The sequence below is a fragment of the Blastococcus sp. SYSU D00813 genome (assembly GCF_054050735.1).
Window position 1 is genome coordinate 14,322 of sequence record NZ_JBJGZX010000048.1, and the last position, 13,297, is coordinate 27,618.

Genomic DNA, 13,297 nt, shown 5'->3' on the forward strand with positions numbered 1-13,297 from the left:
GCCGGGTCAGGGCGAACCCCTGATCCGGCAGGTCGCCGGGTCGCCGCGCGTGCGGGCGCGGCCGGGGCTCCGGGGGTCCCGGGGTGGCCAGCCGGGCGGCGCTGGCAGTGCGGGGCAGGGCTCCGGCCGGACGGCAGGCCATCCGGTGGGCTCCGATGCCCGGGGCTGCGGCGCCCGGGGTGGCCGGGCCGGGGCCCGGAGGTGGGTCCCGGCCGCCCGCGGGCGGGGGGCCGGGAGCAGCGCCGCGGCGGGGGAAGACGCCGCGGGCCGGATCGGGGTGTCGGGCAGCGCGGTCAGCCGCACGGCCGGGGAGACCGCGGGCACGACGGGGAGCCGGGCCGGGTAGACCCGCGGCTGCGGCGGGACGTTCCAGGCCAGGTGCGCGCCGGTGGGCCCGGCGCCCCAGCGGGCGAGCCGGCGGACGCCGTGCCGCAGCCGGTCGCGCAGGCCGCGACGGGGAGGAGACGCGACGGGCTCGGCGGCTCTGGAGGGCGGGACCGGCGCGGCCGGGGCCGGCCGGTTCCAGGCCAGGTGGGCACCGTCCGGGCCGGCGCCCCACAGGGCCAGCCGGCGCACGAGGCCCGGCTCGCGCCGCGGCGGGGCGGGCGGGGGCACCGGGGGCGTCCCCGCCGGCCGCCACATCACCGGAGCGGGCGGGACCGGCCGCGCGGGCACGGCCGGCGCCGCGGCGGGCCGGGCGCGAGGCGGGAGCACGGGCCGGGCCATCGGCAGCGGCGCCCGGCGGGCGCCGGCGACGGCCGCGTGCCGGACCGCCCGGCGCGGGCGCGGCCGCCCGGCCGGCGGGAGCGCCTCGGCGCGCTCGAGCACCGCCAGCAGGCCGGTCAGCGCGCCCTCGCCGGAGGACGACGACGAGGACCGGGGGGCCCGTCCGTTCGTCATGCCGTCCTCCTGAAGTAGAGCCCGCAGCCAGGGGGGAAGGTGCTGCGGACAGGGAGAACGGTAGGCAGCGCGACCGGTTCCGACGGCTCGTCGGGCCACCTCCTGGAGGCCGCGTGACCGAACCGTTGCGACGGGTCCCCGACGGGTCCGGTGACCCCCTCCCCGCGCCGGTCGCTTGTCGACAAGCAGCGCCTCCCCGAGCGTGGGAGCCCCTGGTGGGGGCGTCGGTCGTCCCGGGACACGCGGCGGCGCGCCCGCGTGTCGGGACGCCCCGCCCGGCGTCGCGGCCCCGGTTGCCGCTCGCGGCGGCGCTCCCGAGACTCGACCGGTGAGCCGGCCCGAGGACGAGCCCGACACCCGGCTGCGGCGGGCGGTGAGCGGCCGCCTGCTGTACCTGTTCGTGCTCGGCGACGTGCTCGGGGCCGGGGTGTACGCCCTCGTCGGCGAGGTGGCCGGCGAGGTGGGCGGCGCGATCTGGGTGCCGCTGCTGGTGGCCCTGCTGCTCTCGCTGCTGACGGCGGCGTCCTACGCCGAGCTCGTGACCAAGTACCCGCGGGCCGGCGGCTCGGCGGTGTTCGCGCAGAAGGCGTTCCGACGGCCGGAGGTCGCGTTCCTCGTCGGCTACTGCATGCTCGCCGCCGGCGTGACCAGCGCGGCGGGCCTCGCCCTGGCCTTCGCCGGCGACTACCTCGGCGTCTTCGTCGAGGTCCCCGCGGTGCCGGCGGCGCTGGTCTTCCTCGGGCTCGTGGCCGCGCTCAACGCCCGCGGCATCCAGGAGTCGCTGCGCGCCAACACGGTGATGACGCTGGTCGAGTCCTCCGGGCTGGTGCTGGTCGTGGTCCTCGGCGCGCTGGTGCTCGGCCGGGGCGACGGCGACCTCGGCCGGTCGGTGGAGTTCCCCGAGGGGACGTCGGTGGCGTCGGCGGTGCTCGCGGCTGCCGTGCTGGCCTACTACTCCTTCGTCGGCTTCGAGACCTCCGCGAACGTGGCCGAGGAGGTCCGCGACGTGCGGCGCGTGTACCCGCGGGCGCTGTTCGGGGCGCTGCTGACGGCGGGGGCGCTGTACGTGCTGGTCGGGCTGGCGGCCGCGGTCGTGGTCGCCCCGGAGCAGCTCGCCGGCTCCAGCGGCCCGCTGCTCGAGGTGGTGCGCGCCGCCGACGTCGGCGTCCCCGACCGGCTGTTCAGCCTGGTCGCCCTGGTCGCCGTGGCCAACGGCGCGCTGCTCACGATGATCATGGCGAGCCGGATGGCGTTCGGGCTGGCCGAGCAGCGGCTGCTGCCGTCGGTGCTGGGGCAGGTGCTCCCGGGCCGGCGGACCCCGTGGGTGGCCATCGTCGTGACGACGCTCGTCGCGATGGCGCTGACCGCGACCGGCGACGTCGCCGCGCTGGCCAACACCGTCGTCCTCCTGCTGCTGTTCGTGTTCCTGAGCACGAACACCGCCGTCCTGGTGCTGCGCCGCGACCGGGTGGACGCCGGCCACTTCCGCGCGCCCACGGTCGTGCCGGTGCTGGCCGTCGCCTCGTGCGTGCTGCTGCTGACCCGTCAGACCGCCGAGACCTGGCTGCGGGCCGCCGTCCTGCTCGCGGTCGGCCTGGTGCTGTACCTGCTCAGCCGGGCCGCCACCCGCCGGGAGCAGCGGACGGCGGCCTGACCGGCGTGGGCGAGGATGGACGGGTGCCCACGCCCCTGGTGATCGACACCGACCCCGGCATCGACGACGCGCTCGCCATCCTGCTGGCGCTGGCCAGCCCGGAGGTCGACCTGCGCCTGGTCACCACCGTGCACGGGAACGTGGACCTGGCGCAGACCACGGAGAACGCGCTGCGGGTGCTGCACCTGGCCGGGCGCTCCGACGTGCCGGTGGCGGCGGGCGCCCGCGGGCCGCTGGTGCACCCGCTCGCCGAGCGGGCCGGGCACGTGCACGGCGCGGCGGGCCTGGGCGGCGTGGACCTGCCGCCCTCGCCCGCCGCCGTCGACCCGCGCCCCGCGGTGACGGCGCTGGCCGACCTGCTGACCGCCGCCGAGGAGCCGGTCACCGTGTGCGCGATCGGCCCGCTCACCAACGTCGCGCTGCTGCTCGCGGTGTACCCGGAGGCGGCGGAGCGGATCGGCCGGCTCGTGGTCATGGGCGGCTCGGCCGGCGCGGGCGGCAACGTCACCGCGGCCGCGGAGTTCAACGCCTGGGCCGACCCCGAGGCGGCGCAGGCGGTCTTCGCGTCGGCGATCCCGACGGTGCTGGTCGGCCTGGACGTCACCCTGCCCACCGTGCTCGGCGAGGACGGCGTGGCGCGGTTCGCGGCCGCCGGCCCGGTCGGGGGGACCGCCGCGGCGATCCTGCGGCAGTACATGGACGTCGCCCGCGCCCGCTACGGGGTCGACGGCGTGGTGGTGCACGACGCGCTGGCGGTGACCGAGGCCGTCGTCCCCGGGACGCTCCGGACGGTGCCGCGCGACGTCGTCGTCGACACGGGCCTGGGGCCGGCGCGGGGGCAGACGGTGGTCGACCGCCGGGACCCCTCCGGCTCGGCCACCGCCGTGCACGTGGCCGAGGGCGTGGACAGCGCGGCGGCGGTGGAGTTCCTCGTCTCCCGGCTGGCCGCGCTGGCGGAGCGGCTGGGCTAGGCCGGCTGCTCGCGCTGCGTGGAGGCGACGACGCCGGCGGCGACGTCGCGGAGCTTGCGGTTGGCCCGCTGGGACGCCGCCCGCAGGATCTCGAACGCCTGGTCGGTGTCGACGCCCTGCTGGGCCATCAGCACGCCCTTGGCCTGCTCGATGACCGCCCGCGACTCCATCGCGATGCGCAGGTGGCGGGCCTGCTCGCCGAGCTGGTGGTGCGCCTCGGCGTTGGCGATGGCGACGGCGACCACCTCGGCGACGTCGGTGCCGGCGGTCACCGACTCGGGCGAGGAGAACGCACCCGGCCGCGACGAGTACACGTTCAGCGCCCCGATGACCCCGCCCTGGTAGGGCAGCGGCACCGACAGCGAGCTGCGGACGCCGACCTCGAGCACGCGGGCGGTGTAGTCCGGCCAGCGCTGCTCGGTGCGCATGTCGTCGATCCGCAGGACGACGCCGCCCTGGCCGGCGTCCATGCAGGGGCCGTACCCGCGCTCGTACTGGAGCTCGTCGGCGGCCAGCGACATCTCGCCGTCGTAGGCGGCCGTGTAGGCCTTCCCGTCGCGGATCAGGGTGGTGGAGGTGGACTCCGCGCCGGGGATGCCCCGGGAGGCGATCGAGGTGATCTCCTCGAGCACGTCGCCGAGGTCGCGGTCGGCCAGGACCACCCGGCTCAGCTCGCGCAGCAGCGTCTCCATGCGGGCATCCTCCACCATGCCGGCCACCGTGCGGCCGGTCGCGGTCCCGGCCCCTCCGCTGCGGGACGGCGCGGTGTCGGTCAGGATGGTGGCCGCCGGTGCCCGTGCCGGCGCCCGACGGAGCGGACGCGAGGGGGACCGATGGGCCAGGAGGCGTGGCCGCAGGCACCCGTGCCCTCCGTGTCCGGCGACGTCTGGCACTGGCAGCTGGAGGCCATGCACGTCGTCTCGCGCGTGCGGTCGGACCTGCGGGCACGCGTCGCACACCCGTCGGTGTCCACCACCTCGACCGAGGACGCCCGCGACGGCCTGCTGCTCGTCTTCGAGGAGCTGGCGTCCAACGCGCTGCGGCACGGCGGGGGCGCCGTCCGCGCGCTGGTGGTCGCCAACGACGAGGGCTGGCTGCTGGACCTGAGCGACGAGGCGCCCGACCGCCCGCCGGTCCCGGCGGTCGACCGGGACCCCTCGCTGGGCGGCATGGGCCTGCACCTGGTCGCGCAGCTGTCGGTGGACTACGGCTGGGAGTGCCGGCCCGGCCGCAAGCACGTGTGGGCCCGGCTGCCCTCCGGCCTGCGCCCGGTGGGAGCCGGCCAGGACCGGGTGCCCGAGCCGCGCTCCCCCCAGCTCCCCCGCGACTAGCCGGCCCGGGCCAGCGCGGCCGCGAAGCGGTCGTGGTCGGCGCGCACCTCGGCCATCGGCGCGAGGAGCTCCTCCTCCCCCACCGCCGCCACCGCCGCGCGCAGCCGCAGCTCGGCCCGCCGTCGCCGCCGCCGGGCGCGGGCGCCGACCAGCGGCCGGGCGAGCAGCGCCAGCAGCGCCCCGGCCAGCAGCCCGCCGACCAGCAGCAGGGTGGGCAGCGGGATGCCCTCCACGCGGGGGAGCGGGACGACGTCGTCGAGCTGCAGCAGCCCGAGCCCGGCGAGGGCGAGCAGCCACAGGACGCCGACCAGCGCCACCCCGGCCAGCAGCCACTGCAGGCCCCCGGCCGCGCGCTGCCACAGCGGGGTGCGCGACGGGCCCAGGTCGGTGCCGGCCACGGCGGCGTCGAGCCGGTCGGCGAGGCGCTCCTCCGAGACGGCGACCTCGCGGCGCAGCGCGTCGGCCCAGGGCCGGGGCAGGCCGGCGCCGGCCGTGTCGCGGGCGGCGCGGACGGCGGTGGCCACCGCCGCCTGCTGCACCGCGCCCGCGGCGGGCAGCGAGGTGCGGGCCGGGACGCCCTCCGCGGCGCCCTCCCCGAGGTGCAGCCGCTTCAACGGGTCCGGGCGCAGCTTGCGGGTCCAGCGCACCAGGGGCCAGCCGGTGGCCGCCGCGCCGTCGCGGCGGACCGAGCGCTCCACCGCGGCCGCCACCACGGGGACGCCGGCGGCGCCGGCGAGGGCGTCGGTCAGCCGCTCCCGGTCGACCCGCCCGGCGCGACCGGTGTCGTCGGCCGCGCAGCACGCCCGCAGCTCGGCGGCCGCGGCCGAGACGTCGGCGCCCAGCCGCTCCACCGCCGCCTTGCGGGCCGCGACCCGCTGCACCAGGTCGGCGCGGAGCTCGCCGAGGCCCGCGCCGGTGCGCCCGGAGACGGCCAGCAGCGGGGTCGCGGCCAGCCCCTCGCGGTCGAGCAGGCCGCGCAGGTCGGTGAGGCAGGCGCGGGCCGCGGCCGGGTCGAGCCGGTCGACCTGGTTGAGGACGACGAGCAGCACCCCGGCGTGCCCGGCCAGCGGCACCAGGTAGCGCTCGTGCACGGCGGCGTCGGCGTACTTCTCCGGGTCGAGCACCCACACCAGCACGTCGACCAGCCCGACCAGCCGGTCGACCTCGAGGCGGTTCTCCAGCCGGACGCTGTCGTGGTCGGGGAGGTCGAGGAGGACCAGTCCGTCCAGCGCCGGGTCGGGCGGGTGACGGTGCCGGCGGGGCACCTCCAGCCAGTCGAGCAGCCGGTCCTGGGGGTCGGTGCCCCACACGGTGGCGTGCGCGACGCCGGTGGTCGGGCGGCGGACGCCGGGGCTGCTCACCTCCGCCCCCGACAGCGCGTTGAACAGCGTGGACTTGCCGCTGCCGGTCGCGCCGGCCAGCGCGACGACGGTCGCCTCGCCCAGCGCCGTCCGGGCCCCGGCCTTCGCCAGCAGCGAGCGGGCGCGGCCCAGCGCCGCCGCCTCCTCCGGGCCCTCCAGCCGCTCGGCGGCGACGTCGACCGCCTCCCGCAGCGCGGCCAGGCGGTCGGCGAGCGGGACCTCGCGTCGTCTCATGCGCCCGCCCGCACGGCGGCGGAGAGCGCGGCGGTGGCCGCGCGCAGGCCGGCCGCGGCGTCCCCGTCCGGCGCCGCCGCGGCGACCCGGACGTCGAAGCGCTCCCGCTCGGTCAGCAGCAGCCCGTCGGCGCGCCGCAGCAGGTCCTGCCGGGCGCGGTCGGCCAGCGACCGGACGGCGGCGTCGCCCAGCAGCGCCTCGAGCAGCCGCTGTCCCAGCGCCGTCGTCCCCCCGGCGACGGCGACCTCCGCGCCACTCAGCCCGCCGGTCGAGGCGAAGACGGCGACCATGACGACCGCGCCGGCGCCGTTGACGCCCCAGGAGGCCAGCCGGGCGCGGGTGCGCTTGTCGGCGCCCTGCTCGCGGACGAGGTCGAGGACGGCGCCCTGCCAGTCGCGGACCTGCGACGCCGCGGCCTCGGGGAAGTCCGGCGAGACCCGCGCCAGCGCGTCGGCCTCCCCGCCGAGCAGCGCGGCCCCGCCGGGCAGCGCCCGCCAGGTGCCGGTGGTCCGCTCGGCGGCCCGGTCGGCCTCCGCGCGCAGCAGCGCCGCCACCCCGGTCTCCAGCGCGCCGGTCAGGTCCTCGGCCGGCGTGGGGCGGCCGGTGAGCGCGGCGGTGAGCCGGTCGCGCAGCCGGCCCACGGAGCTCTGCAGCGAGCGCATCCACTCGCCGGTGCCGACGAACTCCTGCCAGCGGGAGAGCACCTCGCCGCGCAGGAGGGCGCCGCCGCGGACGCCCTCGTCGATCGACGAGCACGCGTCGGCGTAGGCGGCCTGCGCCGCGGCCGTCAGCTCCCGGGCGGCGGTGTGCTGCTCGTCCACCGCCGCGGCGACCCGGCCGACCCGGTCCTCGAGGCTGGCCAGCGCCCCCTGCAGCGTCTGCCGGACCACCGCCGCGCGCTCCTCGCGGTCGGCGGCCAGAGCGTGCAGCCAGCCGCGGATCGGCGCGACCTGCTCCGGCGGCAGCAGGCCCCCGACCAGCGGGCGCTCCTCGACCACGAACAGCCGGGCCGCGGACAGCCCCGCCCGCTGCAGCATGCCGGCCAGGTCCTGCGCCACCTCCGCGGTCGCCTCCGGCGGGACGCGGTCGAGCACCACGGCCAGGGCGGTGCCGCGCTCCTGCGCCGTCCGCAGCACGTCCCACGGGACGGCGTCGGCGTAGCGGGCCGCCGTGGTCACGAAGACCCACAGGTCGGCGGCGCCGAGCAGCTGGGCGGCGAGGTCGCGGTTGGTGGCGACGACGGAGTCGACGTCGGGGGCGTCGAGCAGGGCCAGGCCGGCGGGCACCTCGGGCCGCGGGACCAGCTCCAGCGTGCCGGGACCGCCGGTGCCGCCGGTGACCCGGGCGAGGCCGGGCAGCACGCGGTCGCCGGAGAAGGCCGGCGCGTCGGCCGGGGAGCAGACGAGCACCGGCGAGCGCGTCGTCGGCCGCAGCACGCCCGATGCGGTGACGGGCGCGCCGACCAGGCTGTTGACCAGCGTGGACTTGCCCGCGCCGGTGGAGCCGCCGACCACCGTGAGCAGCGGGGCGTCGAGGTCCTGCAGGCGGGGCAGCAGGTAGTCGTCGACCTGGTCGACCACCGCCCGGGCGGTGCGGACGGCGTCGTCCCGGCTCGCGGTGGCCAGGCCCAGCGGCGCGGTGGCGACCCGGTCGCGCACCTCGCGGAGCGCGTCGGGCAGGCGGGCAGGGGCGGTCACGTCCTCCCGGGTGCCCCGATCGGGCGCGACCTACCCGCGGGGTCCGGGTGACCCGGCGGCGCGCTGCCACTCGCGCGGCGTCACCCCGTAGGCCTGCCGGAACCGGCGGGTGAAGTGGCTGGCGTCGGCGAAGCCGCAGGCACGCGCCGTCGCCCCGATGGGACGACGGAGCCCGGCCGGGGTGGTGAGCCGCACCCGGGCGTCCTCGAGCCGCTGCTCGATCACCCACTGCTCCAGGCTCCAGCCGGCCGCCGCGCAGGCCTTGTAGAGCTGGCGCACCGACACGTTGTGCGCGGCGGCGATCGTCCGCGGCGTGAGCCCGGGGTCGGCCAGGTGCTGGCGGACGTAGCTGCGGACCCGGCTCAGCAGCGTCTCCTCGCGGACCTGCGCCCGCCGCGGGTCGTCCCCGGCGGCCGACACGACCAGCGCCCGCAGGAGCTCGACCGTGGCCGTGCCCAGCGCGGCCGCCCCCGGGTCGTCGGCCAGCTCGGGGGCCGCGTCGGCGATCCACTCCAGGTGGCCGCGGACCAGGTCGTGCAGCGGGCTGGCCCGCAGCCGCGGGGTGGCCCGGCGGACCAGGTCCTCGGGCAGGCCCAGCACGTCGAGGGGCACCTGCACGGCCCGGTTCCCCCCGCCGGTCGCGCAGGCGAACGAGTACGGGGTGGTGGTGTCCACGAGCAACAGGTCCCGCCCCTGCACGACCTGCCGGTGGTCGAGCTGGCCGAACTCGGCCCGGCCCTGCCGCTGGTAGGACAGCGAGACCACGGGCTCGCTGCCGGAACGCACGTGCCGCGCCGTCCGGACCAGGCCGAAGCACGACGCGTCGGTGCTGAGCAGCGCGGCGCGGCCGTAGGACCAGACCGAGATCCGCGCCTGCATGCGGTCCGGCGGCTCCCGCTGCTCGATGCGGCACGGGGAGGCGGCCTCCTGCATGACGGCGCGGAAGGCCTCGGCGCGCTCGGAAGAGTGCAGCGGCGCGGTGTCGAACAGCAGCATCGCCGGTCCCTGGCTCGGAGCCGGGCGCGCGCGCACCGGCTCGGCGGTCCCCGTCGCGGGGAGCGTGGCAGAGGCCCGACCCGCCGCGGTACCGGCGCCCGGCCGGTCGGGCACGCAGGGACCAGGACCGCGCACGGACAGTCGACCGGCCCGCGCCGGCCGCTGCCAGGCTCGCCGCCACCCAGAGGCCGACCCGGCCGACCAGCAGAGGAGAGCGCCATGACCACGCCGTCGTCCACACCGCCGTCCGTGCCGGACACGATCGTCCTCGTGCACGGGTTCTGGGTGACCCCGCGCAGCTGGGAGGAGTGGGCGGCGCACTACGAGGCGCGCGGGTTCCGCGTGCTGACCCCCGCCTACCCCGGGTTCGAGGTGGAGGTGGAGGCGCTCAACGCGGACCCGACGCCGATCGCCGACCTCACCGCGCCGGCGCTGGTCGGGCACCTGGAGGCCGTCGTCCGGGAGCTCGACCGGCCGCCGGTGCTCATCGGGCACTCGGCCGGCGGCGCCTGGGTGCAGCTGCTGCTGGACCGGGGCCTGGGCGCGGTCGGGGTGGCGATGAACTCCGCGCCGACCGAGGGGGTGCACGTGACGCCGCTGTCGCAGATCCGCTCGACGTGGGCGGTGCTGAAGAACCCGGCCAACCGGCACCGGGCGGTCGAACTGACCGAGGAGCAGTGGCACTACGCCTTCACGAACACCTTCGACGAGGAGGAGTCGCGGCGGCTGTACCGGCGCTACCACGTGCCGGCCTCGGGGCGGATCCTGTGGAACTCGGTGCTGGCCAACCTCATGCCCGGGCCGCAGGACATCGCCGTCGACTACGCGAACCCGGCGCGGCCGCCGCTGCTGTTCGTCTCCGGCAGCGAGGACCACATCATGCCGCCGAGCGTCCAGCGGTCGAACGCGAGGCACTACCGCGGCGACACGGTCACCGAGGTCGTGGAGTACGACGGCTTCGCGCACCTGCTGCCGGCCCAGCCCGGCTGGCAGCGGATCGCCGACGACGTCCTGGACTGGGCGCTGGCGCACGCGACCGGTCCGCGGCCGGCCGAGGTGCCCTGACCGGCGTGGGCACCGGCCCCCGGGTCACCCACGTCGGGGGGCCCACGCTGCTGGTCGAGCTCGGCGGGTGGCGGCTGCTGACCGACCCGACGTTCGACCCGCCCGGCCGGCACTACGCCTTCGGCTGGGGCACCGGGTCGCGGAAGGTGCGCGGGCCGGCGCTGACGGCCGCGCAGGTGCTGCCGGTCGACGCCGTCCTGCTCACCCACGACCACCACGCCGACAACCTCGACGACGCCGGCCGCGCGCTGCTGGCGTCGGTGCCGGTCGTGGTGACGACGGCCCCGGGCGCCGTCCGCCTGGGGGAGGGGCCGCGCGGCGGCGGCCCGGCGACGCGTGGGCTGCGGCCCTGGCAGCGGACCGTGCTCGAGGCCCCCGGCCGGCCGGCGCTGGAGGTCACCGCCACCCCGGCGCGGCACGGGCCGCCGCTGAGCCGGCCCCTGGTCGGGGACGTCGTGGGCTTCGCGGTGCGCCCGGCCGAGCCCGACGCGGAGGTGCTGTGGATCTCGGGGGACACGGTGCTGTTCGACGGGCTGCGGCAGGTCGCCGACCGGCTGCGCGTCGACACGGCCGTGCTGCACCTCGGCGGCGTGCGGTTCCCGGTGACCGGCCCGGTGCGCTACACGCTGACCGCCCGGGAGGCGGTGGAGCTGTGCCGGCTGGTGGGGCCGCGGGTGGTGGTGCCGGTGCACTACGAGGGGTGGAGCCACTTCCGGCAGGGCCGCGCGGCGGTGGAGCGGGAGCTGGCGGCGGCGCCGGCGGAGATCCGCGGGCGCTTCCGCTGGCTGGAGCCGGGGGTCGCCACGGACCTCGCCCCGTGAACCCCGTCAGACGCCGGCGGAGCGGGCGCGCTCCTCCCGCAGCGCCTGGAAGACGCGGCGGCGCAGCCGGTCCTGGTCGCGCTCGGCGGGGTCGAGCAGGCGCAGGCCGAGCGACCAGTCCGGTCCCCTGCTCTGCACGCGGTGCACCTCGGCGCGGTACCGGACGACACCGTCCCCGAGGTCGACGGCGATGCCCAGCGGCGTGCCCGGGTCCGGGGCCGCGCCGAAGGGCCGGTCACCGTCAGGTGCCAGCGCGGGGCGGCACCGGCGTCCACGTGGACGACCTCGGCGGGCAGCGCGCGCCCGCCGGTGGGGCCCTGCCAGAACACCTCGACCGGTTCGCCGACCGTCACGACCGCGGCGTCGACGTACTCCCCGGCCGACGGGCGGACCAGGAGGGTGTGCGGGTCGGCGGTCTGCACCCGGGCCCCGACCGCGACGCCACGCCACGCCACAGCGACGTGACGTCGACGGCGCCGTCGACCTCGGGGAGGTCGACGCCGGGTGTGTCCATGGGCTGCTTCCTGTGGTGCTCGTGCCGGGGACCGCGGAACGGTCCGGGGTCACGACGCCAGCCCGGGCGGCACGCGGTCGGACGCCACCGGCGGGGTGCCTCACCCTGCCGGGTCAGCCGGGGAGCGAGCCCGCCCCGTGCGGCGCCCGGGGCCGGGGCACCGGGGCGCCGACGGCGTTGCGGGTGGCCTTGGCCGCGTACAGGCGCTGGTCGGCGCCACGCATCAGCTCGGCCGGGTCGAGCGCCCCGGCGTCGGCGGCGACGCCGAGGGACAGGGTGAGCTCCCCGGCGCGGAAGCCGGGCGGCGCGAGCTGGACGGCGGCGGCGCGCAGCTCCTCGGCGAGCTCGGTCGCGCGGGCGGCGTCGGAGCCGGGGAGGAGGACGGCGAGCTCGTCGCCGCCCAGCCGGGCCACGACGTCGCCGGCCCGGACGCGGCGGACCAGCAGGCGGGCGACCTCGCGCAGCGCAGCATCGCCGCCGGCGTGCCCGTGGCGGTCGTTGACCTGCTTGAAGCGGTCGACGTCGACCACGACGACGGCCAGCGGGGCGCCGGTCGCGCCGGCGGCGGCACAGGCGGCGGCCAGCTCCAGGTCCCACCGCCGGCGGTTGGCCAGGCCGGTGAGGGGGTCCTCGAGGCTGAGCCGCTCCAGGCGGTCGAGCAGCAGGCGGGTGCGCTCGCGCTCCCGCAGCAGGTGGACCCGCGTGGAGAGCTCGCGGGCCCCGAGCGTGTGGCGGACGGCGTGGGTGATCGTGGCGACGACCGTGGCGGTGGCCAGCCAGAAGACGACCGCGGCCACGTCGACGTCCGGGATGCCGACCGGGGAGAGGAGGACGGCGGCCCCGAGGCCGACCCAGGTGACGGTCACCAGGCCCACCGTCCAGCGGGCCGGGGCGGCGAGGATGCCGCCGCAGCCGTAGATGGCCAGCAGCAGGCCCGAGGCGTAGGACTCGGTGTTGTCGACGAAGGCGACCATCCAGCAGATGGCAGCCTGCACGACCGCGAGCAGGAGGAAGACCAGCAGCTCGGGCCGGCGGTGTCCGAGCGGGTGGCGCCACAGCAGGTACAGCAGCGCCAGCATCGGCAGGTCGGCGAGCAGGCGCAGCGCCAGGAACCCCGGCGCCAGGGACGGCTCGAGGTAGAAGTCGAGCAACGACCACGCGGGGAAGACGACGACCGCGACCAGGCCGATCACCAGGCCGGAGACCCGGGCCCGCCGCAGGGCCTGCGCCGCGACCTCCGCCTCGACCTCGGCGGCGGCCGCGGCGTCGTCCACCCGGCCCCGGCCGTCGCCGCGCGCGCCGTCGTCCGCCGGCGGGTCGCCGGCGAGCAGCGCGCCGACGAGGCGGCGGATCACGGGATCGGGCACACGAGCGCATCGGCAGGGGCGCCCTCGGGCCTTGAGGTCCGGCGGGCCACTCCCCTCCCGAGGGTGAGACCGACGTCGTTCCGGCTCCTCAGCAGGTCAGAACGGTGGCGGATCGTCGTCCTGGGGACCAGCCGCCGCCGAGGGTGGGCCGGTGAGGACCCGGGTGCCGGTGAGGGGCAGCAGTGGCGGGTCGATGCCGCGTGCTCGTCGCGCGATGTCGGCTCGTCGTCTTCGGTGGGGCCGGCTGGTGCGGGTGACCCCGGAGGGGGTGGTGACGGTGAGTGTCCCGTCGGGCGCCATCCGGTAGACCCAGCCGCGGGCGTGGGTCTTGAGCCGGTGGTGGCGGCGGCACAGGCAGCACAGGTTCTGGCAGGAGGTCTCGCCGC

At 78.2% G+C, this 13,297-nt stretch carries 12 protein-coding genes and 1 pseudogene; 5 read left to right on the forward strand and 8 right to left on the reverse strand.

The window, feature by feature from the left end:
• Nucleotides 1–6: 6 nt before the first annotated feature.
• Nucleotides 7–900, reverse strand: a complete 894-nt coding sequence (locus tag ACI8AX_RS21745) for a hypothetical protein (RefSeq protein ID WP_456551953.1) — start codon at nucleotides 898–900, stop codon at nucleotides 7–9.
• Between the two features lie 328 nt (nucleotides 901–1,228).
• Here ACI8AX_RS21745 and ACI8AX_RS21750 point away from each other — a divergent pair, with 328 nt between their 5' ends.
• Together ACI8AX_RS21750 and ACI8AX_RS21755 are read left to right on the forward strand one after the other, a co-directional pair.
• Entirely contained in the window at nucleotides 1,229–2,554 is a 1,326-nt protein-coding gene (locus ACI8AX_RS21750; RefSeq protein ID WP_456551954.1) for an APC family permease, read from the forward strand.
• Nucleotides 2,555–2,577: 23 nt separating this feature from the next.
• On the forward strand, nucleotides 2,578–3,525 hold the full coding sequence (locus tag ACI8AX_RS21755; protein ID WP_456551955.1) for a nucleoside hydrolase: 948 nt from the start codon (nucleotides 2,578–2,580) through the stop codon (nucleotides 3,523–3,525).
• On the opposite strand, the gene ACI8AX_RS21760 is transcribed toward ACI8AX_RS21755, so the two are convergent.
• Nucleotides 3,522–4,235, reverse strand: a complete 714-nt coding sequence (locus ACI8AX_RS21760) for an ANTAR domain-containing protein (RefSeq protein ID WP_456551956.1) — start codon at nucleotides 4,233–4,235, stop codon at nucleotides 3,522–3,524. The two genes, ACI8AX_RS21755 and ACI8AX_RS21760, sit on opposite strands and share 4 nt — an antisense overlap.
• Before the next feature lie 123 nt (nucleotides 4,236–4,358).
• Here ACI8AX_RS21760 and ACI8AX_RS21765 point away from each other — a divergent pair, with 123 nt between their 5' ends.
• Nucleotides 4,359–4,856 (forward strand): ATP-binding protein, encoded by a 498-nt coding sequence (locus ACI8AX_RS21765; RefSeq protein ID WP_456551957.1) that lies wholly within the window; start codon nucleotides 4,359–4,361, stop codon nucleotides 4,854–4,856.
• On the opposite strand, the gene ACI8AX_RS21770 is transcribed toward ACI8AX_RS21765, so the two are convergent.
• From ACI8AX_RS21770 to ACI8AX_RS21780, 3 genes are read right to left on the reverse strand one after another with little or no spacing between them, the layout of a single operon-like run.
• Complete coding sequence (locus ACI8AX_RS21770) at nucleotides 4,853–6,451, reverse strand: GTPase (RefSeq protein ID WP_456551958.1); 1,599 nt, start codon at nucleotides 6,449–6,451, stop codon at nucleotides 4,853–4,855. The two genes, ACI8AX_RS21765 and ACI8AX_RS21770, sit on opposite strands and share 4 nt — an antisense overlap.
• Complete coding sequence (locus ACI8AX_RS21775) at nucleotides 6,448–8,148, reverse strand: ABC transporter (protein ID WP_456551959.1); 1,701 nt, start codon at nucleotides 8,146–8,148, stop codon at nucleotides 6,448–6,450. Before ACI8AX_RS21775 ends, ACI8AX_RS21770 begins: the two co-directional genes overlap by 4 nt.
• Nucleotides 8,149–8,178: 30 nt before the next feature.
• Nucleotides 8,179–9,144, reverse strand: coding sequence for a helix-turn-helix domain-containing protein (locus tag ACI8AX_RS21780; protein WP_456551960.1), 966 nt, complete (start codon nucleotides 9,142–9,144; stop codon nucleotides 8,179–8,181).
• 219 nt (nucleotides 9,145–9,363) lie between these two features.
• Between ACI8AX_RS21780 and ACI8AX_RS21785 the strand changes: the two genes are divergently transcribed.
• Entirely contained in the window at nucleotides 9,364–10,209 is an 846-nt protein-coding gene (locus ACI8AX_RS21785) for an alpha/beta fold hydrolase (RefSeq protein ID WP_456551961.1), read from the forward strand.
• Nucleotides 10,210–10,214: 5 nt separating this feature from the next.
• Nucleotides 10,215–11,030 (forward strand): MBL fold metallo-hydrolase, encoded by an 816-nt coding sequence (locus tag ACI8AX_RS21790; protein ID WP_456551962.1) that lies wholly within the window; start codon nucleotides 10,215–10,217, stop codon nucleotides 11,028–11,030.
• 6 nt (nucleotides 11,031–11,036) lie between these two features.
• Here ACI8AX_RS21790 and ACI8AX_RS21795 read toward each other — a convergent pair whose 3' ends face one another.
• The 3 genes and pseudogenes from ACI8AX_RS21795 to ACI8AX_RS21805 form a co-directional block, all read right to left on the reverse strand.
• Complete coding sequence (locus ACI8AX_RS21795) at nucleotides 11,037–11,168, reverse strand: hypothetical protein (protein ID WP_456551963.1); 132 nt, start codon at nucleotides 11,166–11,168, stop codon at nucleotides 11,037–11,039.
• Nucleotides 11,169–11,657: 489 nt separating this feature from the next.
• The gene (locus ACI8AX_RS21800; protein ID WP_456551964.1) at nucleotides 11,658–12,911 is read right to left on the reverse strand and encodes a diguanylate cyclase; all 1,254 of its coding nucleotides are present in this window, start codon (nucleotides 12,909–12,911) and stop codon (nucleotides 11,658–11,660) included.
• 96 nt (nucleotides 12,912–13,007) lie between these two features.
• Nucleotides 13,008–13,297: pseudogene (locus ACI8AX_RS21805) on the reverse strand (hypothetical protein); the annotation flags it as partial.